We start from the raw sequence: 26,806 nt of genomic DNA, 5'->3' as shown, positions 1-26,806 counted from the left end.
CGCATTCTTATTACTTTGCGGGGCTTTATATGTCTTCTAGTTTAAATCAGCGTATTCATGCAGTTGAGCAGCATACGCGAAAAAATCGTACTCAATTGTCATTGAAGTGGTCAGTGTTGGCACTAGCCTTAAGCACTGCTATTTTGAGTCCATCCATTGCCGCAGAATCTTTACTTGATGCAAATCAGCCTGCAACCAAGGCTGCACAACGTAATCTGAATTTTGAGCAAATCTTGCAGGATGTGAAACAATATCAGGCAGGCACAGGGGTGTGGCAAACGCAGCAAGGAATCGCTGAGGCCAATGTGAAACAAGCGGGGTTATGGTCGAATCCAAGTATTTCTATTCAGCAAACCGACTTTAGGTCAGGCAAAGACAAAGAGTTGGAATTTGGTGTTTCACAAAAATTAGACATTTTTGGTCAACGTCGTGCTGCGGTTAAGCTTGCCGATGTACAAGCATCTCAAGTGGGCCTTAATCAGGAACTCTACAATGCGCAACTTGAGTTAGCAGTTAAATATCTGTGGTCGCAAGTCGTGGTGCTAGAGCTGGAACATGATGTGGTTCAGGCACAGTTAAAAACCAGTCAGGACACTTTGGATGCAACGCGCTTAAGACTCAAAGCGGGCAGCATTGCGCAGGTCGATTTAGATCGTACATTGATGGCGCATATTGAAAATCAACGGTTGTTTCAACAAACCGAGCTCTCTTTAGCCACTGCAAAGCGTCAATTGGCAAATCTGTGGGGCAGTACCGATAACCGCTTCTCTACTCAGGCAAGCAATGTCTGGCCACAACAAAATGATTTGCAAGATTATTTGCAGAACAATTTATTTGAGCGTGCTATTCAACTCGATATCGTGCGTCAAAAAGCCAATATCGATTATTTAAAAGTATCCAACCGACCAAATCCAACCGTCAATTTAGGCATGGTGCAAAGTAAAAGCGCAGAAACCAATTCGACCGATAACAAGTTCCGAGTGGGCATCGATATCCCGTTGAATATTTTCAATCGTCAACAGTATTCATTGCGAATTGCCAATGCCAAACAAGATTTACTGGTCAAACAGCAACAGTTTTACAAACAGCAAAACTTGAATGCGATTCAGACCTTAACAGCAGAGTTGGCGGGATTGAAACAACAGTTCGATCTCGTCAATCAACGACAAATTCCATTGTCTGAAACGGTACAAGAGAAAATGTTGCTCGGTTTCAAAGTCGGTAAATATGCCATTACCGATGTGCAGCAAGCCACCATGCAATTGCAGGATCAACGTTTAAATAAAGTGCAGTTACTTAAGAGTGCATGGCAAAAGCAAATTGATGCAGAAAGTTTAGCACTGGGAATTGAGCCGAGTATGGTGAGTTCAAGTGATGCCTTAAATCAGATTAATCAAACCCTCTGGAAAGATACCAATAACCTTCCCGCTGTAGTAGGAGCAGAATAATGTCGACAAATAAATCTAAAAAGCAGTGGTTTTGGGTCATTCTGGTTATCGCCGTTGGCTTAGTCCTGAGCGCGTTATTATTTTTCACTGGCAAGAACAAAGCCAGCGGTGATGCAGCAGCTGATAGTCATGGCGAAGGTGAGGAAGGACATACAGAAGGTGAGGCTGGGCAGGCTGAAAGTGAGGAAGGTAGCTTAAATCTCAGCCCAAAACAGATGACTGAATATGGGGTTAAGCTGGCTCAGGTTGGTGTGGGTGAAGTCGGACAGCAATTTGCTTACCCAGCAAAACTGGTGACCAATACCGATCAGCAAGCGCATGTTTCAGCAACCTTTGCCGGACGTGTGGAAAGTGTTAATGCGGTACTTGGCCAACAAGTCAAGAAAGGGCAAGTTTTAGCCACTCTATTTATCCCTGATCTGGTAGATCAGCAGGCTAATTTAAGTATTGCACAAGAAGCTTTAACGCTTGCACAGCAAGATTATCAACGTGAAAAACAACTTTGGGAACAAGGGGTTTCTGCACGTCAGGATTATCAACGTGCCTACAATGCCTATCGTCAGGCACAGATTCAGGTACAAGCTGCACGTAGCCGGTTATCTGCCTTGGGTGCATCTAGTGGTAGTCAGGGTCGCTATGTCTTGACTGCACCTTTAAGCGGTGTGGTGAGTCTGAAAGATATTGTGGTGGGAGAGCAAATTACCGCAGATAAGCAGTTATTTGTGATTGATCAGCTGGATCAACTCTGGATTGAGTTTATTTTACCAAGCGTCAATAACATCAATGTCCAACCGGATCAGCAGATTGAGTTTAAGTCGCTGCAAACCAATAATAGCTTTAAAGCACAAATCCAGACTTTGACCACAGCAGCAGATACGCAGACAGGTCGTTTGCAGGTGCGTGCTAAAGTGTTAACTCCAGCCAAAGAACTTCGACCTAATTTGATGGTAAACGTGTTATTAGATGGCACGGACAAGAAGCCTGTGCTTCGTGTTGCCAAAGGGGCGATTCAGCAGATCGAGGGTAAAGCCACGGTTTTTGTCGCTAAGCAAGAGAAAGACCAAATGCATTTCACTCCAACACCTGTACAACTAGGTAATTACTCAAGTGATGGGCAGTGGGTGGAAATCCAATCGGGTCTGACTGAAAAGCAACAATATGTCAGTCAAGGCAGTTTCCTTTTGAAATCTGAGATCGAGAAGGGAGAGGCTGAGCATGGACACTAAAGATAAGTTGCAGCTTCCTCCCGCGGAAGGCCTGTTTGATCGGATTATTCAGTTTTCAATCCGCAATGCGATTTGGGTCATGCTGTTTGTGGTGGCATGGATCGGGGTCGGTATTTATAGCTACCAAAAACTGTCGATTGATGCCGTACCTGACATTACCAACGTGCAGGTGCAGATTAACAGTCAGGCGGGAGGATTCACTGCCCCTGAGGTTGAACAACGGATTACTTATCCGATTGAAAATGCCATGTCGGGTATTCCGAACTTGGAACAAACCCGTTCCATCTCCCGTTACGGCTTGTCCCAAGTCACGGTGATCTTTAAAGATGGTACCGATATCTATTGGGCGCGTCAGCTGATTAACCAGCGCTTACAGGAAGCCAAGAGTGCTTTGCCTGATGATATTGATCCACAAATGTCACCGATTTCAACTGGTCTAGGCGAGATCTATCAATGGGTGATCAAAGCTGAACCGAATGCCAAAAAGGCCGATGGTACGCCTTATCAGGCCATGGACCTGCGTGAAATTCAGGACTGGATTGTTCGTCCTCAATTACAACGTGTGCCGGGTGTTGCTGAAATCAATACCATTGGGGGATATAACAAGACCTATGTGGTTTCTCCAGACCTGAAACGTTTGCAACAACTGCAAATTCCCTTAACCGATTTGCAAACTGTACTCACTGAAAATAATGAAAACCGCGGTGCGGGTTTTATTGAAGAAAATGGACAACAGCTGACGGTACGTATTCCGGGGATGTTGAAAACCGTACAAGACATTGAGAATGTCACGGTCAGCACCAAGAATGGTTTGCCGATCCGTGTTGCCGATGTTGCAACAGTTTCGATTGGACATGATCTGAGAACAGGGGGTGCCACCTATAACGGTGAAGAAACCGTACTGGGTATCGCGATGATGATGATGGGTGAGAACAGTAAATCCATCGCTCAAGCACTCGACAGCAAAATGCAGGAAATCAAACGTTCATTACCTGAAGGGGTGGTGGTCGAAACGGTATATAACCGCAGTAACTTGGTTGATAAAGCCATTAAGACGGTGGCGAAAAACCTGATCGAAGGTGCAATCTTGGTGATTGTGATCCTGTTTGTGTTCTTAGGTAACTTCCGTGCGGCATTGATTACTGCCTGTATTATTCCCTTATCCATGCTGTTTACCCTGACAGGGATGGCGGAGCAAAAAATCAGTGCCAACCTGATGAGTTTAGGCGCATTGGACTTCGGGATTATCGTCGATGGTGCGGTGGTGATTGTCGAAAACTGTATCCGACGGCTGGCAGAGGCTCAACACCATAAAGGTCGACTCCTGACCCGTTCTGAACGTTTTACCGAAGTCTTCTTGGCGGCAAAACAGGCAAGACGTCCGCTGATTTTTGGACAAATCATCATTATGGTGGTGTATTTGCCAATCTTTGCACTGGCAGGTGTAGAAGCGAAAATGTTCCATCCAATGGCAATGACCGTGGTCTTGGCATTGATCGGCGCCATTATTTTATCAGTGACTTTTGTTCCTGCTGCGGTGGCTTTATTTGTCACGGGTGAGGTAAAAGAAAAAGAAAGCCGTTGGATGGCGGCATTAAAAAGCGGTTATAAATCCTTGCTGGATAAAGCCTATGCTTTCCGCTATGTGGTGGTGGCGGGTGCAGTGACTATTTTGATACTCACAGCTGCGATTGGTTCGCGTGTCGGTAGTGAGTTTGCGCCACAACTGAGTGAAGGTGACTTTGCGTTACAGTTGATGCGTGCACCAAGTACCGGAATTGAAGAGTCACTGAAGATTCAGGAAAGTGTTGAGAAGCAATTACTCGCAGAGTTTCCTGAGATCAAAGCAATCTTTGCACGTACGGGTACAGCCGAAGTGGCAACGGATGTGATGCCGCCTAATATTTCTGATGCAATCGTTTTGTTAAAGCCGCGTGATCAATGGCCCGATAAATCGGAAACCATCGACGAGCTTCGGACCAAAATGTTGGCCTATGTGGAGAAAATTCCAGGTAACAACAGTGAGTTTTCTCAGCCAATTGAATTACGTTTCAACGAACTGATTTCAGGTGTACGTAGTGATATTGGGGTGAAAATTTTTGGTGATGATATGCAGGTATTGAACCAAGAAGCAGAAAAAGTTGCTCAAACCTTGAGAACCATCACAGGTTCGAGTGAAGTGAAGGTTGAGCAAACTGATGGTTTACCTTTACTTAATGTTGATATCGACCATGCATTGGCTGCGCAATACGGTTTATCAGTGAAATCCATTCAGGATTTGGTTGCTGCAAGTATTGGTGGGCAAAGTGTTGGGCAGATATTACAGGGTGACCGTCGTTTTGATTTCGTGGTGCGTTTGGATGATGGGATGCGTACGCCGCAGCAATTGGCGATGTTACCGATTCAACTGCCGAATGGTGGTTTGATCAAACTGCAAGACGTGGCAAAAGTGGAGAACATTTTAGGCTTGGCACAAGTCAGCCGTGAAAATGGCAAGCGCCGTGTTGTGGTCACCACCAACGTACGCGATCGTGATTTGGGTTCATTTGTGGGTGAGATGCAGCAAAAATTATCTCAGCAAAAATTACCAAGCGGTTATTGGCTTGGTTATGGCGGTCAGTTTGAAAATCTGGCCTCGGCAAAAGCCAGAATGCAGATTGTGGTGCCATTGGCGTTGCTGATGATCTTTGTTCTGTTGATGGCGGTGTTTAATAACTTTAAAGAAAGCTTGCTGGTGTTTAGTGGCGTACCATTTGCCCTATCGGGCGGTTTGGTGGCGCTGTGGCTACGCGATATTCCCTTGTCGATGTCGGCAGGTGTCGGTTTTATTGCGCTCTCTGGTGTCGCCGTGCTGAATGGTCTGGTGATGCTGAGCTTTATTAAAGAGTTACGAGAGCAATATGATGTTCATTACGCTACTTGGCATGGTGCGGTATTACGCTTACGCCCTGTCTTGATGACTGCTTTTGTCGCATCGCTTGGCTTTATCCCGATGGCAATTGCCACAGGTACGGGTGCAGAAGTTCAGCGCCCACTGGCAACCGTGGTGATTGGCGGGATTATTTCATCCACCTTGCTGACCCTGCTGATTTTGCCCGTGGTGTATCGTTGGATGAATGAAGCCAAACAGAGCAAACGTCAGGAAAGTGCAATTTAATCTGTTTATGCTATCTTCTTAATGAAGCACTTTATTAAGAAGAATCTGAACCAGCCAAAGCGATTTTCGCCTTGGCTGACTTTAAGACTGCAACAGGTCTTATTCAATTATGATAAGGAGTCCAACATGGGTGGACATCAAGGGCATGACCATAGTCATGCAGCGGTCACTGAAGGTAATATCAAAAAACTCACCATTGCGTTGATACTGACTTCAACTTTCTTAGTGGTTGAAGTGGTTGCGGGTTTAATCACCCAGAGTTTGGCGTTACTGTCCGATGCAGCACATATGTTTACCGATGCCGCTGCATTAGCGATTGCTTTAGTGGCAATTAAAATTGCCAAACGTCCAGCAGATAACAAACGTACTTTTGGTTATCAGCGTTTTGAGATTTTGGCAGCCTTATTTAATGCCTCGATGCTGTTTTTTGTGGCAATGTACATTCTGTACGAAGCTTACCAGCGCTTTACGCAACCGCCTGAAATTCAAAGTGTCGGTATGTTGATTGTGGCGAGTTTGGGCCTGATTATTAATTTAATTTCCATGAAATTGTTAATGTCTAGTGCGGCTGAAAGCCTGAATATGAAAGGTGCATATTTAGAAGTGCTGAGTGATGCATTAGGTTCAGTGGCTGTCATTGTGGGTGCTGTGGTGATCTATTTCACCAATTGGTACTGGGTCGATACCATTCTTGCAGTTGCGATTGGTTTTTGGGTATTGCCGAGAACATGGATTCTGCTCAAGCAGAGTATCAATATCTTGTTGGAAGGTGTGCCAGAAGAGGTCGATATTGAAAAGCTGCGCAATGATCTACTGGGATTGGATGGGGTTGAGAGTATCCATCAGTTAAAGGTCTGGGCGATTACCTCGAAGAATATTCATTTGATTGTGCATCTGTTTGCACCGAGAGCTGATCGTAATCAATTGCACCGTGCTGCGATTGAGATGTTATCGCATGAGCATGGCATTGCTGAAGTGACCTTGCAAATTGAAGATGATGAAGAAATGAATTGTCAGCATACCCATCAACACGATGAGAAAGCTGAACATGATCCTTCACATCAGCATTAAGCTGATGTGAAGATTTGTTTTGGAATAATGATTAATTCTGCCATTCGTTGTTGCAGTCACGGCATTTCCAATGTTTTTGTGCCTGCATAAACGCTTGCATTGAAATTTTAAAATCAGGTAGATCACGCCAGAATAAAACCCCTGCAATCACACAGATCGCAAACACCACGACGGTCGCAATTTGCAGACCTTGGCCTGCACCATTGCCAAAAATCCACATCGCAACGCTAATCAAGACCAAAATTAATAAAATAAAAATGGCAGGAACCAGAAGCACCAAACTTTTGGGTACGTTAGGGCGAGGGCTGTTGGCACCCTGACTGGCAGGCATAATTTTCACGCTTTGACATTTAGGGCAACGGTATTGCATAGAGGATTCCTATTCTGTTTTGTCCATTTTAGCGAAAATTATGCAAAAGCAAAAATCTTGAGCCTTTCAAATACATAAATTTACTTATTTTGTTGTTTGTGATGCCACAAAGTCGATTTTTACATTTGCTTGAAAAGCTTGCTACAGCTCGTCTAAAGCCATTCGCAAAAGTCAGGGCAGTCTGCTAAGTTGCAAGATGAGTGGGTTGAATAATGCGAAAGGAAACGCATGTTAAGCACCAAGATTCTAAAGTTGCGTTTATCTCGCATTCAGAAGGGCAAAGAACATTTATCCAGCCAAGATAAGTTGATGTTGGTGACGATGCAAAGCCCTGATCTCAGTGCGCACTTCCTACTACGTTTATTTAAGGTGACTTTACCCAAGCAATGGAAATTCAGGCATGAGGATGATGAAGACATTCTCTATGCCAGCCAATTGATTCAGTTGATTGAAGATGAGCTGCTGAGTGCTTATGAGTCGCATGCGCGTAAGTATGCATGGTATGAGCAATGTTTGGTCTATCGTCTGAATTTCATTGAGACTCAGCCGAATCAGCAACATATCAATGGCTATCTACGTCAGTTGGATCGCTGTCTGGATCAACAACCGAAAATTGATCTTTTGCATTACTTTCAACAGCATTATCCAAGTGCGCAACATGCGATTGCGCTAGCCAAAGCCTACGCAGGGGCAGCACAATACAGTCAAGCAATTGAATACTATGAATGGGCGGCACAACAATCGCAACAGCGTAATGAAACTGCCTTTTATGCTTATATTGATTGTCTGTTGAGTCGTAATCAGCCTGAATATCAGCCACAGTTGAGTGATGTTGAATATGCGCTGCATTTGTTACTCCATCATCTGAAACCGATTGACCAGAACAACCAGACTCAACGATTACAGCGTGCGGTCAGTTTGTTATTACCTGAGTCGATACTGCGGACACGAGCTTCAAATAGCAATCTATTGGCAGATATGGGACGTGGCCTAAATTCACTAGGGAAATCCTTAAATAGCATTTTTGGGGCTAAGCCATCGCATATTCCTTTTAGTCAGGAGGTGATTGCAACCGCACCGCAGCTTTTAACAGTACAGTGTGTGCTCTCAAGCTTAGTTCAGCAAAACACGATGCAAGTCGCCTGGCAGCATCTTCTGGAGCAAGGTACGGCCAATACAGGGCTAGCTGATCTACCGCTGACTTATTTATGGCAAGCCATGCAGCAGAATGCAGAGATTTTGTGTCTATTACAGCAACCTGTTCACCATGAGGAATTGCTTGCTCAATTGACTCCAATTGAATCGAAGCCAAAGCCTGCTTTTGATCTGGGGCATATTCAGATGATTCTGGAACAAGGGCTGATGGCGTATTTAGGAGACATCCGTTTGAATAAACAACATCCTGAGCGCAATGCACTCTATGCGCAACGTGATGTGGTTGTTCAGGAGATGATTACTTTTGCCGTCTGGTTCAATCAGGAGGTTTTAGCTCCATATCTGCAACAACAAAGCCAGCAGTTTGAGCAAGTACGAAACGGATTGAGATTATTGGATGGATCGGCTTTAAGTAGTGGATTATTTGCCTTGCAGTTTGAAATACAAAAACGTGTGCAGGATCTCGCTGATTGGATGACGCTAAAACTGGTAAAAGGGAATGAATTTGATCAAATGCAAGCGGCTTGGGTGGCGTTACGTGAATGCTCGAATTTTGGTGGTGGGCAGGAGAAAGTGCAGCGACTTGAGTCCACATTAGAGCAGTATAAAACGTTGCGTTCGAGTCAGATTCTCGTTACAGCAATTGAGAATGAACAACAACTGAAGCAAGTTGATGAGTGGTAGCGTTTTCTGAAAAAGATGAAATGAATTGGAAGAATAAATAATTTGAAGCTGTGCAACAAAAATAAGCAAATTGCTGTGCAGAGCATGCTAATCTACAGAAAAACGTCTAATAAGTTCAGAAAGCAGATCGACGCTCATAAGAAAAATGAGCCAGTAGCAAAGGGAAGAGGGAGAGCATCTTGAATCGACAAGATGATAAAAAGGCGATGTTCGATATTATGCCAGCAGATGTATCTTCATCTGATGATAAACCATCATTATCACGTCGACTAATTAATAAAACATTGCAACATGCACAAGATGCGGTGGAATTTGCCAGCGATACTTCTCGTAACATTGCAGGTGTGGCAGATGCTGCACTAGATGCCTTAGATCATGTCACACACCAGACCAAGCGCGGTGTTGAAGGAGTGCGTAATACGGTACGCGATATGGTGTCAGAAACGAGCGAGGTCGCACGTCAGGTTGCTTTGGCGATGGCAAGAACATCATTGGGGAAAAGCAGTCTCACCTTATATTTACCAGAAATGCTGTTGAATAATCAAATTCGTAAAAGAATGGATCGCAGCGAAATTGATGATATTAAAATTGAATGTGGTAATGATCGGTTCCATATTGAACTCGATGGACACTATCATCGTTTTCTGTATCGACTTTCGCTCGAATTTAATGTCTTAGAGTGTCGTATTGGGCAGGAAAAGTATTTGCGTCTGCGTCAAGTCGATGAGCATCTTGATCTACAAATTCGCCATGGCGGCACCTTAACCAATTGGGCTGCACGTCGAGTGGGCAATGTCAGTTTTGAATTAATTAATTCTTTGCCGATTCCATTCTTGATCAATCATCTGATTCGTGATGTCCCAGGGATTCAAAAAGAAGGGCATCGCTTGTGGTATATCGATCTGGAAGAAGCGGGTTTTATTGATTTCATTAATAACCGTTCGTGGATGGTGGATAAGTTATTGAACCTGACCGATTTTAGTATTTTACCAGGTTTAAATATCTTGCAGGAAAGTCGTGAGTTGGTACAACAACTGGTTGATCAATTCGAGATCCGTGGCCTACGTGTGCAGTCTGGACGTCTAGAAGTTCAGGTCGGTATTGGCAGTGAATAGGCAATAAAAAAGCCACTGTCAATGCAGTGGCTTTTTCAGAATTTGGCGTCCCTACGGGGATTCGAACCCCGGTTACCGCCGTGAAAGGGCGATGTCCTAGGCCTCTAGACGATAGGGACATATCTGAGGAAATTTACCTGAGCGTCGTATGTAAAACATATTGATCGCTAGGCCTAAATTCTCGGCAAAGATTTTATCTTTGCTTTTCCTCGAATTTAGTGGCGTCCCTACGGGGATTCGAACCCCGGTTACCGCCGTGAAAGGGCGATGTCCTAGGCCTCTAGACGATAGGGACGTTTCAGAGGTGGGCGTATATTAGGGTGAATTAGATAGGGTGTCAAACACTTTTCTGAATAAAATTTAAAAAAAGTGAATAAGTGTCTAAAAATAAAACATATTGCAGAATAAATAATCAAAAATAAGCAGTTAAGCGAAAAAATCATCAAACAAATGGTTTATTGGTAGATATAAAAAATGCAGCTTAAGCTGCATTTTTTCTGAGATCTGATTATTTACGGTTTCGATAGAAAACATAATGACTTAGATAACATGCAGCAATAAACAGTAAACAACCGATAAAGCCTGCTTGCATCTCAGGATCTGCCGCCATACTTAAGCCAGTAATAAAGCAGAAGATAAAACCTAAGATGGGTACGATAGGATAAAGCGGTGCAGCAAATTTTAAGTCTTTTGCGGTATGGCCCGCTTTGTACCATTGGCGTCTAAAGTTAAATTGACTCCAGCAAATACTCATCCAGACAATGACCATGGTGAATGCTGCAACACCTAATAAATTCTTAAAAATCGTTTCAGGGGCAAAGTGCTCTGATAACAGACCAGGAATCGCACCAAACATGGTCACGACCAATGCAATAATCGGGGTGCCACTTTTTGATAAGCGCGAGAATACACTTGGTAACTGACGCTGATCTGATAAAGACCACATCATACGTGATGCAGCATAAAGACCTGAGTTTGCAGCAGAAAGGAGTGCGGTAATAATCACGAAACGGATAATGTCGTCGGCATAAGGAATACCAATATAGTTAAATACCGTTACGAAAGGACTGCTACTCACCCCTTCACCACCTAGGCCGGCGACTTGGAATGGAAGTAAAGCACTGATCACCACGATTGTGCCGACAAAGAAAATCAATAAACGCCAGATCGCGGCATTGATTGCCTTTGGAACATTCTCAGCAGGGTCTTTGGTTTCACCTGCAGCAACACCAATCAATTCTGTGCCAGAAAAGGCAAAATTCACAATCAACATGGTGGTAAAGATTGGAATAAGCCCTTGCGGGAACCAACCGTGTGCGGTCAAATTGTGAAATAGTGGTGCTGATTCATAGCCTTGGAATGGAATGAAACCAAAAATAGCCATCAAGCCTAGAATGATAAAGGCAATGACGGTGACTACTTTAACTAAGGCTAACCAGAATTCGGATTCGGCGAACATTCGGGTTGAGGTGAGATTTAATCCCAAAATGGTGACTGCAAAGATAATGGTCCAGATCCACATGGAAATGTGTGGAAACCATTCCTGCATCAGCAAGGCCGCAGCGGTAAATTCTGTACCTAAAGTTGCGGTCCATGTGAGCCAGTAGACCCAAGAAATCATATAACCTGTGCCTGGACCAATATATTTTTGAGCGTATGCACCAAAAGATCCAGCAACAGGCATGTGTACTGCAAGCTCACCTAAGCAGAGCATGACCATATAAGCAATTAAGCCACCTAAAACATAGGCAATAATTGCACCCACAGGGCCGGTTTGAGCGATAACTTCGCCAGAACCTAAAAACAGACCTGTACCAATCGCGCCACCTAAAGAAAGCATGACTAAATGGCGAGTGCTCATGGCACGCTTTAGCGTTGTTGGTTCTGAATTCGCATTTGAGTTGGAAGATTGCATACGACAATTTGTCCAAGCATAGAGAAGCGGCTATTTTATGGAAAATTCGAAAATGTGCAATCTGCTTGAGAAAGATTATTAGAAAAATATAATTATTATATTCGAGAATATGGCGTCCCTACGGGGATTCGAACCCCGGTTACCGCCGTGAAAGGGCGATGTCCTAGGCCTCTAGACGATAGGGACAGATGAGGCAACACATACATGACTGAAAGCCTAACTTCATCTCGGAAAAGCATTGCGATTTCGAGAATCTGGTGGAGCCAAGCAGGATCGAACTGCTGACCTCTACAATGCCATTGTAGCGCTCTACCAACTGAGCTATGACCCCAGAATGTGTGAGCGCAATATTAGGGGGAATGCGCTCACACGTCAATCATTAAACTGAATTAAGTCTCACTATTTGCATCATTTTTCGGCAATTTTAGTGATTCATTTAGCTTTTCCCAAACTTTTAGCTCTTTCTTGCTTGGTCCACCGACAAGTTCTAGGGCGTGACGTAAACGTGCAAAAGTCAAATCAGGGCCGAGAGTAACCATCGCTTGCATGACAGGTGTTGAACTGGTCGAACCTGCAATCGCAATAAAGAAGGCTGGCATGAAATCACGTAATTTGATTTCCATCTGATTCGCCAAGTCCATCAAGGTTTGGCTGACAGTGTCGTTATTCCAAGTAAACTGACTTTCTAAACGCCAAATTGCAAATTGTAGGCTCTGACGAACTTGTTCTTCGGTCAATTTTTTGCTTTCAAACTGCTCTTTGCTGATTTGTGGCATATGGTTGAAGTAAAAACCAGCCCAATTCACGGCTTCAGAGAGCAAGTTGATACGCGGTTGAATCGCAGCAGCGATATCTTCAAGGGTTTGACGATCACTTTTCCATGCCAATAAACGATCTAAAAGCTGTCCTGGCGTCAATCCTTTGATCCACTGACCATTGAGCCAGTTGAGTTTTTCAACATCAAAGATTGGTCCACCCAGCGAAACACGCTGTACATCAAAGTTTTGAATCATGTCTTCTAGGGTGAATACTTCACGTTCATCAGGCATTGACCAGCCCATACGACCTAAATAATTTAATAATGCCTCTGGTAAAACACCGATATCACGATAGTAGTTGATTGAGGTTGGGTTTTTACGTTTAGACAGTTTTGATTTGTCTGGGTTACGCAATAATGGCATGTGACACAATGTTGGCATGTCCCAACCGAAATATTGATACAGCAATTGATGCTTGGGTGCAGATGGTAACCACTCCTCACCACGTAACACGTGAGTGATTTCCATTAAGTGGTCATCCACAACATTGGCAAGGTGGTAGGTTGGTAAACCATCCGTTTTGAGCAGCACCTGCATGTCAACTTGTGCCCATGGAATCTCAACTTCACCACGGAGTAAGTCATTAATTTTACAAATGCCTTCCTCTGGTACTTTCATACGGATGACATGTGGCTCACCAGCAGCAAGACGACGTTGTACTTCTTCTTGTGATAATTTTAAGCCGCGGCCATCATATTTAGGTGTTTCGCCACGCGCTTGTTGTTCTGCACGCATTTGATCAAGTTCTTCTGCGGTTGCAAAACAATAGAAAGCGTGACCTTTTTCAACCAAATCAAGCGCGTATTGCTTATAAATACCCATACGCTCTGATTGGCGATAAGGGGCATGTGGGCCACCCACATCTGGACCTTCTGACCAGTTCAGACCTAACCAACGCAAAGAATCTAAAATCATCTTTTCAGATTCAGGCGTTGAGCGAAGTTGATCCGTATCTTCAATACGTAAAATAAACTCACCGCCATGCTGTTTGGCAAAACATAGATTAAATAACGCAATATAAGCTGTGCCTACATGTGGAAAACCTGTAGGAGACGGCGCAATACGGGTACGAACTTTCATAAATGATCGGAGCTTAAATTTAAATTGAAACTATTATAACGAAAAAGCCTAGTCACAGCATGACTAGGCTTGATTTAAACATGTGAAGGGGCACATATTTAAAATTTAAGAAGTATGTGGCTGGAATATGGTTTGAACGAAACGTGAAAAACGTTCATGTTGACTGGCAAAGAACGTTTGCGTTGGTGTGGTACGAATCGTATTCAACATTTTTAACTCATCGTCTGACGATGGTAATAAACCGGTATTACGTTTTTGCTGGTCAAGCGCTTTAACAATTAAGCTTGAAGATGATTTATCAATTGTTTTTATGTTATTGCTTTCTTTAATTGCTGCCGCATGCCCCATTTGAACAGAAGCTGCTAAAAATAAGCTTAAGCATAGTGCTTTTTTCAATTTTAATGCTCGCATTGCTCACATCCCCTTCATGATTCTGAGTCTACAAGACTAACCAAACAACTATAGTATTGCTTTAATAATACGATTTAAACATAAATCTTAATAAAAAAGTATAACTACGTCACACTTTTTACAAAAATCTTAAAATTTGACACATCTTGACATGTATTTATAGCAAAATGGCTACTTTGTGTGCAAGTTGAATTTAGCAAGCAAATGTGTAGAAAAAGTGGAGAATGATAATTTTTCTCATTTTGCCATAAAATAAAAGGCTGAGTATTGTTTTAATACAAAAAATACGCGCTAGTACTATATCTTAAAAATAGAATAGTAATAAATTTATTGATATAACTATATGATTGTAAATTATTTTTAAAGAAATATAGTGGTGACAAACGGGGCGAAATGAGTAAACAATAAATGAAAACTGTCATCGCAGCAGCATTGTTGGCGTTGGGCTTAAATGGTGTAGCACAAGCGGCAACTACTTTTTTAAACGTGTCATATGATCCAACACGTGAGTTTTATCAAGAATACAATCAAGCATTTGGTCAGTACTGGAAAAAGAGAACAGGGCAAGATGTTGACTTCAAGCAGTCGCATGGTGGCTCGGGTAAACAGGCGCGCTCAGTCATCGATGGTTTACAGGCAGACGTCGTAACGCTCGCATTGGCCAATGATATTGATGAAATTGCCAATGCCGGTTTAATTCGTAAAGACTGGCAAAAACAATTTAAAGACAATTCGGCACCCTACACTTCAACGGTGGTGTTCTTGGTGCGTAAAGGCAACCCAAAGAATATTCGTGACTGGAATGATTTGACCAAGTCAGGTGTGGAAATTATCACTCCAAATCCAAAAACCGGTGGTGCACCACGTTGGATTTATTTATCGGCTTGGGGTTATGCATTGAAACAGCCGGGTGGTAATGATGCCAAGGCGCGTGAATTGGTGAAAAAGCTTTATCAAAATGTCAAAGTCTTGGATTCAGGTGCACGTGGTTCACTCACCACTTTTGCTGAACGCGGCATTGGTGATGTGTTGTTGTCTTGGGAAAATGAAGCATTATTGGCAACTCAAGGCTTAGGGAAAGATAAATTTGAAATTGTGTATCCTTCAATTTCGATTTTGGCTGAACCTTCTGTGGCAATCGTTGATAAAACCGTAGATAAAAATGGCAACCGTCAATTGGCGCGTGGTTACTTAAATTTCCTTTATTCGCCTTTAGGGCAAGAGCTGGCTGCGAAATATTATTTCCGTCCACGTAATCCACAGGTTGCTGCTAAATATGCGCAACAATTTCCAAAGATTAAACTATTCAAGATTGATGATGTGTTTGGTGGTTGGGCAAAAGCACAAAAAACACATTTTGTGAATGGTGCGATTTTTGACCAGATTTATGCGGAAAAACCATAAATCTAGTTGTTACTGAGATTAAAGAGAACGATCGAAAAGCAAATACCGAAGGTGTTTGCTTTTTTATTGAGTGAAAAATGATAAGAAAACGGTTTTATCTATGAAAAGTTAAGAATTCTCTACAAAAAGTCGTTTGGTGCTGGCATAAAACAAGGTGATAATGTGCAGTTACATTTTCAGCTGTTGATTCATTTCTTATGTCGCATATTTCTGTCTTACTTCATGAAACCGTTGATGGCGTATTGGCAGGTCGCGATACTGGTATTTTTGTCGACGCGACCTTTGGTCGTGGTGGGCATACCAAGTTGTTACTTTCAAAATTAGACCAAAATGCACGTGTTTACGCCTTCGATAAAGACCCGCAAGCCCTTGAAGTTGCAGCACAATTAGAACAAGAAGATTCACGTTTTAAAATTATTCATGCCAGTTTTGCAGATATTCAATCCGAGTTAGCTCAAATTGGTCTGACTGAAGTTGATGGCATTATGGCTGACTTAGGGGTTTCATCACCACAACTGGACCAAGCTGAACGTGGTTTTAGCTTCATGCAAAATGGGCCGCTGGATATGCGAATGGATAATTCGCAAGGTCTAACAGCAGCTGAGTGGTTGCTTGAAATTGAAGAAGAAAAACTCGCAAATATTATTTACCAATACGGTGAAGAACGTTATAGCCGTCGGATTGCCAAAGCCATTAAACTGGCAGGTGAAATGACAACGACTGCCCAACTGGCAGAAGTGGTTAAAACCGCACATCCAAAATGGGAAAAGCATAAGCATCCTGCAACGCGTACTTTTCAGGCGATTCGTATTGCTATTAACAAAGAACTCGATGATATCGAGACATTTTTACCGCAAGCTGTCACATTATTAAAACCAACTGCACAGCTGGCAGTGATTAGCTTTCATTCTTTGGAAGATCGTTTAATCAAGCAGTTTATTCAAAAAGAATCGAGTTTGGCTGAAGACACTGGCTGGGGGATGCCTCAAGCACAGGTCGATACTCGACGTTTAAAGAAAGTTTCTCGTATTCGTGCGAGTGAAGCAGAAGTAAAAGCAAATCCTCGTTCGCGTAGTGCATGGCTGCGTGTGGCTGAGCGTTTAGAGCAAAAAGGCTGAGAATGAACAACAAGAATGATGACGACGTTAAACCAAGCAGCAGAAAAGGACTGAAAAAGGTCGTTGTGTATGCTGTACTCGTTGCATTGGTGTTTACAAGTGCGATGATGGTGGTGTTCCAAGTATTTGAATACCGTCATGATTATCGCGACTTGAGTGCATATATGCGTGAAAGAGATGATTTAAACGCTGAATGGGGGCGTTTATTGATTGAACAGCAAACCTTTGGTGCAACCGCACAGATTGGTTCTCGCGCAGTCACACAACTACGTATGTTCTCACCTCCAGCCACGCAGACGGTTGTGATTTCTTTACCTATGACTTCAAAGCAAGATAAATAAGGCATGCTGTATGGCAGATAAGCGAAGTAAACCAATACGAAAAAAACAGCAGTCTATTTCTGAAAGACCGACCCTTGCTTTGGATATGTGGCGATTTTATCTGCTTTGGGGAACGGTACTCCTTTGTTTTGTTGTGTTGATTGCGCGTGCGTTCTATGTGCAAGTGGTCAATAAAGACTTTTTGCAAAATAAGGCCAATGCCAATATTTTAAGGACTGAGCGTTTAGAGGCGATGCGTGGTGTGATTAGTGATCGCCATGGCGTACCTTTGGCGATTAGTACCCCGATCATGAAAATTGTGATGGACCCAAGGGATTATTGGGAAACCAAACAGCAATTTGATGACATCACGGCAGAACTCAAAAAAGACCCGAATAATCGTAAATTAAAACGTCAATTGCCTGATAAAAACTTGAACCTAGATGAATTGGCAGATGCAGTGGGTGTAGATCGTGCAGATTTAAAGAAACAAATGCAGGCACGTCCACGTTCACGTTATTTAGTTTTGCAAAAAGAAATTCCACCACAACAAGCTGACTTGATTACCAAGCGTAATTTCCAAGGCGTTTATGCAGAGAAAAGTTATAAACGCTACTACCCACAACCGCAGCCGAATGCACAGATTATTGGTTTGACCAATAGTGAAGGGGTGGGGATTGAAGGTTTGGAAATGCAACTGAATAAACAGTTGTCAGGCATGGATGGCGAGCAGAAAATTATCCGCGATAAAAAGGGTAATCGTCTGAAAGTTTCTGAAGTCATTAAAGAAGTTGAATCAGGTGAAAATGTCACCCTGAGTATCGACTCACGTTTGCAATATATTATGTATCGTGAACTGACTGCTGCGGGTGTGGCCAATAACGCTCGCTCTGCAACAGCAATTGCGGTTGATGTCAAAACGGGTGAAATTTTGGCGATGACCAGTTGGCCGTCATATAACCCGAACGATAAGAATGGTCTCAGCAATAAAGATGCGATGCGTAACCGTGGCGCGATTGATATGTTTGAACCAGGTTCAACCATGAAGCCATTTACAGTGGCTGCTGCCTTGGAAAGCGGTAAATACACGCCAAATACGATTGTTAATACTTCACCGGGATCGATGCGCCTAGGTTGGCATACCATTCGTGATACACATAACTATGGTGCTTTAACCGTTTCAGGCGTCATTATTAAATCTTCGAACGTCGGTTCGGCAAAAATTGCCCTGTCTTTACCAAAAGATACCGTTCCATCTTTCTTTAGACGTGCAGGTTTCGGCCATCGTTCAGCGGTGAAATTTCCAGGTGAAAGTTCTGGTTTGCTTTATTCTGGCGATAAACTCAATCCATCGCAGTTGGGAACGATGGCATATGGTTATGGTCTAAACGCAACAATTTTGCAGGTGGCACAAGGCTATGCCATGTTGGCAAATCATGGCGTACAAATGCCATTGAGTTTGCGGAAATTGGATAAGGCCCCAGAAGGCACACAGGTATTGAGTCCTAAAATTGCCGATCAAGTACTGACCATGCTTGAACAAGTGACCATGCCTGGTGGTACAGCGAAACAAGCGGTAATTCCTGGCTATCGCGTTGGGGGTAAGACAGGAACAGCCCATAAATTACGTGCAGACCGTAAAGGTTACTCAAACAGTGAGTATCGTGCTTTATTTGCAGGGGTTGCGCCAATCAGTGATCCGCGTTTAGCCATGATTGTCGTGGTTGAAAACCCACAAGGTCGTTATTACGGCGGCTTGGTAGCGGCACCTGTATTTGCGCGTATCATGCAAGAGTCTTTACGCCTTTTGAATGTGCCTTTAGATAAACCACTTGATACTTCTATAAAATCCAATCCGTAGGTAAATTATGTCGATTCGTTTTCAACAGATACACCCGATCAGCATAGATGCGGCTTGGTATACCCAACCTTTTCAGGGTTTTTCTTTGGATAGCCGCAAGGTTGAGAAAGGGCAAATTTTTATTGCTTTAAATAGCTATAGCCAACCTGAAAAAACACGCCAGTTTGCACAAAATGCTTTGGATGCAGGTGCATTGGCCGTAATCAGTGAGGCACCATTGGGTCTCGCAAACGAATGGGTTTGTGCTGATGTCCGTTATCAAATGGGCGAATGGCAGAAGCAGTATTTACAAGCGACTGATCCTGTTCAGCCTTTACGTGGTATTGCGGTGACAGGAACCAATGGCAAAACCACGATTTCACGCCTCATTGCGGAGCTGATTAGTTCACAAGGTAAAGGCTGTGCAGTAATGGGGACGACAGGTAACGGTATTCTGCCAAATTTAACCCCATCCACACATACCACTTTGGATGCACTGCAACTACAGCATGCGTTACATGACTATGCCAAACAAGGCGCGAGCTTTGTCGCACTGGAAGCCAGTTCACATGGTTTGGAGCAAGGGCGTCTTAATGGTTGTGAGCTTGAAATTGCGGTGTACAGTAATTTAAGTCGTGACCATCTGGATTATCACGGTACTTTGGAAGCTTATGCTGAAGCCAAAGCTTTATTATTTAAATTCAAGACATTAAAAGCTGTAGTGATCAACTTGGATGATGCACATGCACATCTCATGTTGAATGCTGCAAAGGCGAATCCGGCACAACCTAAAATTCTGACGTATTCTTTGACTCAGACGACAGCAGATTATCATATTGTGGATTTGCAATATCGCTTGAGTGGAGCAAGTTTTACATTAATCGCTCCTACGGGTCACTATGTGGTTCAAAGTCCATTACTCGGACAGTTCAATGTTGAGAACTTATTGGCCAGCCTGATTGCTGCTGAATATGCAGGTTTTACGCTTGCTGACTTAGTCCAGTTTGTACCGCAGCTCCAAGGTGCACCAGGTCGTATGCAAGTCATTCAAGATGCTGAGCGTCTATTTGTGGTTGATTATGCGCATACACCTGATGCTTTGATCCAAGTACTGACGACCTTAAAACGTCATGTGACTGGACAATTATGGGCGGTATTTGGTTGCGGTGGCGATCGTGATCGTGGCAAACGTCCACTCATGACGCAAGCTGCACTTGATCATGCCAATCCCGTTGTGCTTACTTCGGATAATCCGCGCACTGAAAATCCTGAACAGATTTTTGCGGATATGAAGCAAAGCATCAATTTCGCAGAACATGAGATGCATGAAATTCATGATCGTCGTGAAGCGATTAAATTTGTGGTGGCGCAAGCCCAAGCAGGTGATATTGTGGTGATCGCGGGCAAAGGACATGAAAACTATCAGGAAATTGATGGGGTTCGCCATTGGTTTGATGATGTGGTTGAAGTGCAGTCTGCGATTGATGCACAGCCACATCCTGTCGATTCAGCCTATCCTGCGCAATAAGGTTAAAAGGTAAATAAAGCGTATGCATACTTCAACGACCAGTACTGTTCCATTACAACCTTGGACCGCAGAACAATTACAGCAAGCGACCCAAGGCGAGTGGTTTCAACAGAATATTCCACAAGGTGAAATTAAACGTATTTTAACGGACTCGCGTCATGCAGAAGCTGGCGATGCTTTCCTTGCATTAAAGGGTGAACGTTTTGATGCGCATAATTTTGTCGCACAAGTCGCTGAACAAGGGTGCCAAATTGTGATTGTTGATCATCCTGTCGATGCGGATATTGCACAGTTGATCGTAAAAGATACGCGTTTGGCTTTGGGGCAGTTGGGTGCTTATCGTCGCCAACATAATCCTCAATTGAAAGTGATTGCGTTAACAGGCAGTAGTGGCAAAACTACCACCAAAGAAATGTTGGGTAGTATTTTATCTCGCTTGGCGCCGACCTTAATTACCCGTGGCAACCTGAATAATGATCTCGGTGTCCCGATGATGTTACTTGAGCTGCGTCCTGAACATCAGTATGCCGTAATGGAACTGGGTGCTAGCCATCAAGGTGAAATTGATTACACCTCCAATCTGGTTCAGCCACATGTGGCAGGGATTTTAAATATTGGTACAGCGCACTTGGGTGAGTTTGGCGGACGTGAAGGTATTTGCCGCGCTAAATCAGAAATCTATGCGCATATTTTGCCTCAAGGCACTGCGATCGTGCCTGCACAAGATGATTTTGCAGCCACTATTCGTGCAAATGCACAGGCACACTCGATTCTGAGCTTTGGTGAAGGTGGTGATGTCTTTGCGACCGATATTCAGCTTCATCCTCAATCGGCACAATTTCATTTGCATACTCCACAAGGCAAACGTTCGGTAAATTTACCATTCGCGGGTGCGCATAATGTACAGAATGCAGCAGCAGCGACCGCATTTGCTTTAGCGATTGGTATTGCATTGGATGATATTGTGCAAGGCTTAGAGCAGGCACAAGGTGCCAAAGGTCGTTTGAACTTTATTCAGCAGCAGAATCACCTGTTTATTGATGATACCTATAATGCCAACCCAACCTCCATGCGTGCAGCAGCACAGGTGCTCTTGCAGCAGCAAGGCTTAAAAGTCATGGTGATGGGAGATATTGGTGAGCTAGGTGACAGTAGCTGGCAAGAGCATCATGATCTCGGCCGAGACTTGGCATCGTTACCGTTAGAGCATCTGGTTGTCGTCGGTGAATTCGCTGAAGCAGCGCAACAAGGTTCATCTCATTCAGAAAAGTTACATGCCTTTGCAACACAGGCAGAAGCATTACCGTTTTTAATTAATTTAGTCCAAACACATCAACCCCAGTCAATGAGTTTCCTATTCAAAGGGTCTCGTTATACCCATATGGAAACGTTGATGGCTGACTTGATGGAGAAAATTTAAATGTTGTTATGGTTATTTGAGCAATTGGCGGACTATAACAGTTCGTTTCAGGTTGTTCGTTATTTAACATTGCGCTCTTTGTTGAGCTTACTGACGGCCTTGACGATCGGACTGGTTTTAGGACCAGTGATGATTCGTAAATTACAAGCATTAAAATATGGTCAGGCTGTGAGTTCTTTTGCGCCTGAAAACCATGCCAAAAAAATGGGAACCCCAACCATGGGCGGGATTCTTATTTTACTCTCCATTGGGATTAGTACCTTGCTGTGGGCTGACTTATCTAACCCATATGTTTGGATTGTACTGGGTGTCATGGTGGTGTTTGGTGCTGTTGGTTGGGCGGATGACTGGATTAAAGTTCGTTATAAGGACAATGCGGGTTTACCTGCACGCAAAAAATTCTTCTGGACCTCAGTTGCCTCTTTGGGAGCTGGTATTGCACTATATGTGATTGCAAAACAACAGGACAGCATCGAGCATACAGCCAATATGTTGGATTTGTTGATTCCATTCTTTAAGAATCTTTCTATCCCGCTTTCAGCTGTGCCGTTAGGTTTAGCCTTTATTGCATTTACTTATCTGGTGATCAATGGCGCATCCAATGCGGTGAATCTTACCGATGGCTTAGACGGTTTGGCGATTATGCCAATTGTCATGGTCGCAGCGGGTTTAGGCGTATTTGCTTACTTATCTGGTGATATTCGTTTTGCCAATTATTTGCATATTCCTTATGTAAAATATACCTCTGAACTGGTGGTGATCTGTTCTGCCATGGTTGGTGCTGGTTTGGCCTTCCTTTGGTACAATGCACATCCGGCTCAAGTCTTTATGGGCGATGTCGGTGCTTTGGCACTTGGTGCGATGCTTGGTACCATTGCGGTGATGGTTCGTCAGGAAATCGTATTTGCCATTATGGGTGGTGTGTTTGTGATGGAGGCGATTTCTGTATTCTTGCAAATCGGCTCATTACGGATGCGGAATAAGCGTGTGTTCTTGATGGCGCCTTTGCATCATCATTATGAAAAGCAAGGCTGGAAAGAGACTCAGGTTGTGATTCGTTTCTGGATTATCACGATTTTCCTCGTCGTGTTAGGCTTAATGACCTTAAAATTACGTTAAACCAAGATTCAAGAAAGAAGCTGGTATTGACCAGCTTTTTTTATGTTTGGAGAAAATAGATGAGTTTGTTGATGTGTCCTGTTTGTCGCCAATCCTTGAATTTGGTTGAGAATTCTTGGCGTTGCGAAAAAGGACATCACTATGATGTAGCCAAACAAGGCTATGTCAATTTACATGTGGTGCAGCATAAACACAGTAAAAGCCCAGGGGATACCCCTGAGTCAGTGCTGGCACGCCGTGAATTTTTGCAAGCAGGTTTTTATCAGCCCTTGCAGCAAGCTGTAGTTGAAATTCTACAGCAACTTAAACCTCAAGCCATTTTAGATATTGGTTGTGGTGAGGGGTATTACACCAGTGCTATGCAAGCACATACCCAACAGTGTATCGGTGTGGATATTGCCAAAACAGCTGTCCAGCGCGCAGCAAAGTTAAATGCAGAGGTTATATGGGTGGTGGGAACAGGTGCAACCTTACCCGTGCAAGATCATTCCATTGACATTTGTACCAGTCTATTTAGTCCGATTCCACAAGATGAAATCGTCAGAGTCTTGCGTGATGATGGTTATTTAATTGTGGCAACACCTGCACCTAAACATCTTTATGATTTACGTGAGGCATTGTTTGAGCAAGTGAATTTGCATGAACCACAAAAATTTGTAGAACAGCTAGATGCTCAGTTTGAGTTAAAGCAGGCACAGGTTGTTGAAGCACTGCTACAGTTGGATCAACAAGCATTAAAGAATTTAATTGCGATGACGCCTTATGCTTATAAAGCAAACCCTGAACGACGCAAAGTACTTGAGCAAGTGCAGCAATTTGCAGTGACTGCCGCCTTTCAGATTTATCTATTCCAAAAAAGAAAGAAGCCATCAATGTGATGGCTTCTTTCTTTTTTACTGGATTTGATTGATCAAATGCTCAATCCCATCCTTTTCTTTTGGTGGTGGATTCTGTGAATTTGAACCCATTGCAGGCGGTTGTTTTTTCGCTGGGACAATAGGCTGCTCATCAGTCACTGGCGTTGTTCCAGGGAGGTCTGAGAAATCATTTTGTGTTGAGCGAACTGGTGCAGGTGGTGCAGGGCGATAAAGTGGGCGTGCCAATGGTGGAGAGGCACGATACTCTTTTTTATCTTCGCTTTGCTGGATTTGTAACTTATCACGAGAGATTGGATCTTTCGCTTCTTTATCCAAACGCACCCAAGCTGATGGGGTGTCTTTTAAAGATTTACCCATAAAGTTGGTCCAGATTGGAAGTGCAGCAACACCCCCATATTCACGACGACCCAGTGTGCGCGGTTGGTCAAAACCGACCCAAGCAATTGCAACTAAGTTCCCATTAAAACCTGCGAACCAGGCATCTTTAGCATCATTGGTTGTTCCTGTTTTACCACCGAGATCATCACGACCAATTTTAAGTGCAGCTCGACCAGTACCATGTTGGATTACATCCCGTAAGATGTTGGCCATATCGTAAGCAGAGCTTGATTTTAAAATACGTTGTGCTTGACGATAATCACTATTGGCTTTTGCTGTTTGTGCCGCATCAGCAGGCATTATTTGTGCTTCAGAAGCAGCAGAGACTTCATCTAAAGTTTGGTTGCTAACTTCTGTCACCTTGTCTTTAGATTCATCAGCTTTCACTGTTTGCTGTTCGGTATTCGTATTTGGATTGCTGATACATGGAATACACGCATACTCAGGCTTTGCTTCATAAATCACTTTACCCGCCGCATCTTCGATACGTGTAATAAAGTGCGGTTGAATACGATAACCACCATTGGCAAAAGTTGCATAACCTGTTGCCATTTGAATTGGCAGTACCTGCGGTGTACCTAACGCAATGGTATAGTTACGTGGAATCTGATCTTCTTGTAAACCAAAATCCATAAATAGTTGACGGGTACGTTCAATCCCAACGTTTTGTAATAAACGCACTGAAACGGTATTACGGGATAAATAAAGCGCACGACGTAAAGGGATCATACCCAAATAGCGACCATCAGAGTTTCTTGGAGACCACTTACCAATGGTAATTGGGCTGTCATTGACCATGCTGTATGGGGTCATGCCGCGTTCCAAAGCCAATGCGTAGACAAAAGGCTTAATGGTAGAACCAGGTTGTCTCCAACCTTGTATTGCGCGGTTGAATTTAGATTGATAGAAGTTATATCCACCCACAACGGCTTCAATTGCACCATCATTGGGATTAATTGCAATAAGCTGTCCTTGGACTTTTGGAACTTGAACCAAAGACCAAACCGTTTTGCCTTCATTTGGACGTAGACGGATAATATCTTTGACTTTGACAATTTGTGAGGCATTGGATGGTGCACCACCGACACTATTGGCATTGCGGTATGGGCGAACCCATGACATCCCAGACCAGTTGACCGTTACTGTTGAGCCATCTTGCATCAAGGCATCAAAAGAATTGTTATTGACCTTGATTACTTGGGCAGGATAAGTGTTTGCATAAGCAATAAATTGTTTGAGTGGTTTGTCATGTGCTTCGGGACCACGCCAGCCATGACGACGATCATAAGCCTCTAAGCCATCTTGAATGGATTGCTCTGCATAACGTTGACGGTTGCTGTCAACAGTCGTGTATACCTTATAACCTGAGTCAACTGCTTGTTCACCAAAATGTTCGACCAGTTCTGAACGAACCATTTCACCGACATAGGGGAATACATTGCTGACCGAGCGATCAATCATATTTAAGTTGATGGGTTCTGCAACAGCTTGTTGGTATTGATTTTGGTTGATATAGCCCAGTTGTAGCATACGTCCTAAAATCCAGTTGCGACGTTCAAGTGCACGTTCAGGATTAACCACTGGATTGTATTTTGAAGGTGCCTTCGGTAGACCTGCAATCATTGCCATTTGTGCTGTGGTCAGCTCGCCAATATTTTTGTTGTAATAGACACGTGCTGCAGCAGCAATACCATAGGCATTTTTACCTAAGAAAATTTTATTCACATAAGCAGCTAGAATTTCTTGTTTTGTTAAGTTTTGCTCGATTTTTCGTGCCAAAAATACTTCAGTTAGTTTGCGTCGAAGTGTTCGATCTGGGCTTAAATAATAGTTCTTTGCCACCTGCATGGTAATGGTTGAGCCCCCAGTTTGGACATCAGACCCTGTAACAGATTCAGTAAGTGCTCGCCCAAGCCCTTTAAAACTAATACCATTATGTTCAAAAAAGGATGAGTCTTCCGCTGCTAAAAAAGCATGAATAAAGGTTGGAGGAATCTGCTCATACTTAACTGGAATGGATAATTTTCCGCCATATTCTGCAATTAACTGATTATCTGCCGTGTAAACTTGCAATGGTTTTAGTAAAGGCGCTTTTTTAAGTGAACTCATATCTGGCAATGAAGGTGCGAGATAGAGATACATGCCATAAAATCCCATTGGAAGTGAGACTAAGATAATAATAATGATCAAAAAAAATGGGCGAACAATACCAGAACTGGATAGCTTTTTCATAATAAGTAAGTTTTAATAAGAGCGAATGGCAAACTAATTGTGGTCAGTATATCCTTTAGACATGCGGATTGTTAGATGAGTTATTGTATCCGTAGCAATTAAAGACCAAAACAAATTAG

Annotated in this window: 18 protein-coding genes, 4 tRNA genes and 1 pseudogene; 14 read left to right on the top strand and 9 right to left on the bottom strand. The window is 43.3% G+C overall.

Going from position 1 to position 26,806, the window contains the following annotated elements; translation table 11 throughout:
• Nucleotides 1-29 precede the first annotated feature (29 nt).
• From WA352_RS01325 to WA352_RS01310, 4 genes are all read left to right on the top strand, one after another.
• Nucleotides 30-1,448 carry a TolC family protein gene (locus WA352_RS01325; RefSeq protein ID WP_005317618.1) on the top strand — a complete coding sequence of 473 codons (1,419 nt, stop codon included), beginning with the start codon at nt 30-32 and terminating at the stop codon, nt 1,446-1,448.
• Complete coding sequence (locus WA352_RS01320) at nt 1,448-2,674, top strand: efflux RND transporter periplasmic adaptor subunit (protein WP_004803870.1); 1,227 nt, start codon at nt 1,448-1,450, stop codon at nt 2,672-2,674. The genes WA352_RS01325 and WA352_RS01320 overlap by 1 nt, the downstream gene beginning before the upstream one ends.
• Nucleotides 2,664-5,831, top strand: a complete 3,168-nt coding sequence (locus WA352_RS01315; RefSeq protein ID WP_005317620.1) for an efflux RND transporter permease subunit — start codon at nt 2,664-2,666, stop codon at nt 5,829-5,831. Before WA352_RS01320 ends, WA352_RS01315 begins: the two co-directional genes overlap by 11 nt.
• Nucleotides 5,832-5,957: 126 nt before the next feature.
• On the top strand, nt 5,958-6,902 hold the full coding sequence (locus WA352_RS01310) for a cation diffusion facilitator family transporter (RefSeq protein ID WP_005317621.1): 945 nt from the start codon (nt 5,958-5,960) through the stop codon (nt 6,900-6,902).
• Nucleotides 6,903-6,933: 31 nt separating this feature from the next.
• On the opposite strand, the gene WA352_RS01305 is transcribed toward WA352_RS01310, so the two are convergent.
• The gene (locus WA352_RS01305) at nt 6,934-7,272 is read right to left on the bottom strand and encodes a hypothetical protein (protein ID WP_005317624.1); all 339 of its coding nucleotides are present in this window, start codon (nt 7,270-7,272) and stop codon (nt 6,934-6,936) included.
• Between the two features lie 228 nt (nt 7,273-7,500).
• Here WA352_RS01305 and WA352_RS01300 point away from each other — a divergent pair, with 228 nt between their 5' ends.
• Nucleotides 7,501-9,111 carry a hypothetical protein gene (locus WA352_RS01300; RefSeq protein ID WP_005317627.1) on the top strand — a complete coding sequence of 537 codons (1,611 nt, stop codon included), beginning with the start codon at nt 7,501-7,503 and terminating at the stop codon, nt 9,109-9,111.
• Nucleotides 9,112-9,290: 179 nt separating this feature from the next.
• Nucleotides 9,291-10,226 (top strand): hypothetical protein, encoded by a 936-nt coding sequence (locus tag WA352_RS01295; RefSeq protein WP_005317630.1) that lies wholly within the window; start codon nt 9,291-9,293, stop codon nt 10,224-10,226.
• Nucleotides 10,227-10,269: 43 nt separating this feature from the next.
• Here the strand turns inward: WA352_RS01295 and WA352_RS01290 are convergent.
• The 7 genes from WA352_RS01290 to WA352_RS01260 form a co-directional block, all read right to left on the bottom strand.
• Nucleotides 10,270-10,345 (bottom strand) — tRNA-Glu (locus tag WA352_RS01290).
• 100 nt (nt 10,346-10,445) lie between these two features.
• Nucleotides 10,446-10,521 (bottom strand) — tRNA-Glu (locus tag WA352_RS01285).
• 213 nt (nt 10,522-10,734) lie between these two features.
• Nucleotides 10,735-12,141, bottom strand: coding sequence for an amino acid permease (locus WA352_RS01280; RefSeq protein WP_004803879.1), 1,407 nt, complete (start codon nt 12,139-12,141; stop codon nt 10,735-10,737).
• A 110-nt stretch (nt 12,142-12,251) separates the two neighbouring features.
• Nucleotides 12,252-12,327 (bottom strand) — tRNA-Glu (locus WA352_RS01275).
• A 69-nt stretch (nt 12,328-12,396) separates the two neighbouring features.
• Nucleotides 12,397-12,472: transfer RNA gene (locus WA352_RS01270), tRNA-Ala, on the bottom strand.
• 58 nt (nt 12,473-12,530) lie between these two features.
• On the bottom strand, nt 12,531-14,039 hold the full coding sequence (gene gltX, locus WA352_RS01265) for a glutamate--tRNA ligase (protein ID WP_005317633.1): 1,509 nt from the start codon (nt 14,037-14,039) through the stop codon (nt 12,531-12,533).
• A gap of 105 nt (nt 14,040-14,144) precedes the next feature.
• Nucleotides 14,145-14,387 (bottom strand): DUF4179 domain-containing protein, encoded by a 243-nt coding sequence (locus WA352_RS01260; RefSeq protein ID WP_374755504.1) that lies wholly within the window; start codon nt 14,385-14,387, stop codon nt 14,145-14,147.
• 471 nt (nt 14,388-14,858) lie between these two features.
• On the opposite strand from WA352_RS01260, the gene WA352_RS01255 reads away from it, so the two are divergent.
• The 8 genes and pseudogenes from WA352_RS01255 (at nt 14,859) to WA352_RS01220 (ending at nt 24,077) form a co-directional block, all read left to right on the top strand.
• Nucleotides 14,859-15,854 carry a sulfate ABC transporter substrate-binding protein gene (locus WA352_RS01255; protein WP_004803885.1) on the top strand — a complete coding sequence of 332 codons (996 nt, stop codon included), beginning with the start codon at nt 14,859-14,861 and terminating at the stop codon, nt 15,852-15,854.
• Between the two features lie 197 nt (nt 15,855-16,051).
• Nucleotides 16,052-16,972 carry a 16S rRNA (cytosine(1402)-N(4))-methyltransferase RsmH gene (gene rsmH / locus WA352_RS01250; RefSeq protein WP_004803887.1) on the top strand — a complete coding sequence of 307 codons (921 nt, stop codon included), beginning with the start codon at nt 16,052-16,054 and terminating at the stop codon, nt 16,970-16,972.
• A gap of 2 nt (nt 16,973-16,974) precedes the next feature.
• Nucleotides 16,975-17,313 carry a cell division protein FtsL gene (gene ftsL / locus WA352_RS01245; protein WP_004803889.1) on the top strand — a complete coding sequence of 113 codons (339 nt, stop codon included), beginning with the start codon at nt 16,975-16,977 and terminating at the stop codon, nt 17,311-17,313.
• 10 nt (nt 17,314-17,323) lie between these two features.
• Nucleotides 17,324-19,157 (top strand): annotated as a pseudogene (gene ftsI / locus WA352_RS01240) (penicillin-binding protein PBP3).
• A 3-nt stretch (nt 19,158-19,160) separates the two neighbouring features.
• Nucleotides 19,161-20,660, top strand: coding sequence for a UDP-N-acetylmuramoyl-L-alanyl-D-glutamate--2,6-diaminopimelate ligase (locus WA352_RS01235; RefSeq protein ID WP_005317638.1), 1,500 nt, complete (start codon nt 19,161-19,163; stop codon nt 20,658-20,660).
• Nucleotides 20,661-20,682: 22 nt separating this feature from the next.
• On the top strand, nt 20,683-22,080 hold the full coding sequence (locus WA352_RS01230) for a UDP-N-acetylmuramoyl-tripeptide--D-alanyl-D-alanine ligase (protein WP_005317641.1): 1,398 nt from the start codon (nt 20,683-20,685) through the stop codon (nt 22,078-22,080).
• Nucleotides 22,081-23,199, top strand: coding sequence for a phospho-N-acetylmuramoyl-pentapeptide-transferase (mraY, locus tag WA352_RS01225; protein ID WP_004803897.1), 1,119 nt, complete (start codon nt 22,081-22,083; stop codon nt 23,197-23,199). It begins immediately after the preceding gene.
• A 59-nt stretch (nt 23,200-23,258) separates the two neighbouring features.
• Nucleotides 23,259-24,077, top strand: a complete 819-nt coding sequence (locus tag WA352_RS01220; RefSeq protein ID WP_005317643.1) for a putative RNA methyltransferase — start codon at nt 23,259-23,261, stop codon at nt 24,075-24,077.
• 15 nt (nt 24,078-24,092) lie between these two features.
• Here WA352_RS01220 and ponA read toward each other — a convergent pair whose 3' ends face one another.
• Nucleotides 24,093-26,687, bottom strand: a complete 2,595-nt coding sequence (gene ponA, locus WA352_RS01215; RefSeq protein WP_005317646.1) for a penicillin-binding protein PBP1a — start codon at nt 26,685-26,687, stop codon at nt 24,093-24,095.
• Between the last annotated feature and the right edge of the window lie 119 nt (nt 26,688-26,806).

Source organism: Acinetobacter sp. 102, from assembly GCF_037028485.1.
Classification (GTDB): Bacteria; Pseudomonadota; Gammaproteobacteria; order Pseudomonadales; family Moraxellaceae; genus Acinetobacter; species Acinetobacter higginsii.
The sequence above is the reverse complement of the archived record's forward strand: the minus strand, read 5'-3'. Positions and strand labels throughout refer to the sequence as shown.

Coding starts and splice junctions, on each gene's coding strand:
- WA352_RS01325 (WP_005317618.1), top strand. CDS start 30: ATGTCTTCTAGTTTAAATCAGCGTATTCATGCAGTTGAGCAGCATACG.
- WA352_RS01320 (WP_004803870.1), top strand. CDS start 1,448: ATGTCGACAAATAAATCTAAAAAGCAGTGGTTTTGGGTCATTCTGGTT.
- WA352_RS01315 (WP_005317620.1), top strand. CDS start 2,664: ATGGACACTAAAGATAAGTTGCAGCTTCCTCCCGCGGAAGGCCTGTTT.
- WA352_RS01310 (WP_005317621.1), top strand. CDS start 5,958: ATGGGTGGACATCAAGGGCATGACCATAGTCATGCAGCGGTCACTGAA.
- WA352_RS01305 (WP_005317624.1), bottom strand. CDS start 7,272: ATGCAATACCGTTGCCCTAAATGTCAAAGCGTGAAAATTATGCCTGCC.
- WA352_RS01300 (WP_005317627.1), top strand. CDS start 7,501: ATGTTAAGCACCAAGATTCTAAAGTTGCGTTTATCTCGCATTCAGAAG.
- WA352_RS01280 (WP_004803879.1), bottom strand. CDS start 12,141: ATGCAATCTTCCAACTCAAATGCGAATTCAGAACCAACAACGCTAAAG.
- gltX (WP_005317633.1), bottom strand. CDS start 14,039: ATGAAAGTTCGTACCCGTATTGCGCCGTCTCCTACAGGTTTTCCACAT.
- WA352_RS01260 (WP_374755504.1), bottom strand. CDS start 14,387: ATGGGGCATGCGGCAGCAATTAAAGAAAGCAATAACATAAAAACAATT.
- WA352_RS01255 (WP_004803885.1), top strand. CDS start 14,859: ATGAAAACTGTCATCGCAGCAGCATTGTTGGCGTTGGGCTTAAATGGT.
- rsmH (WP_004803887.1), top strand. CDS start 16,052: ATGTCGCATATTTCTGTCTTACTTCATGAAACCGTTGATGGCGTATTG.
- ftsL (WP_004803889.1), top strand. CDS start 16,975: ATGAACAACAAGAATGATGACGACGTTAAACCAAGCAGCAGAAAAGGA.
- WA352_RS01235 (WP_005317638.1), top strand. CDS start 19,161: ATGTCGATTCGTTTTCAACAGATACACCCGATCAGCATAGATGCGGCT.
- WA352_RS01230 (WP_005317641.1), top strand. CDS start 20,683: ATGCATACTTCAACGACCAGTACTGTTCCATTACAACCTTGGACCGCA.
- mraY (WP_004803897.1), top strand. CDS start 22,081: ATGTTGTTATGGTTATTTGAGCAATTGGCGGACTATAACAGTTCGTTT.
- WA352_RS01220 (WP_005317643.1), top strand. CDS start 23,259: ATGAGTTTGTTGATGTGTCCTGTTTGTCGCCAATCCTTGAATTTGGTT.
- ponA (WP_005317646.1), bottom strand. CDS start 26,687: ATGAAAAAGCTATCCAGTTCTGGTATTGTTCGCCCATTTTTTTTGATC.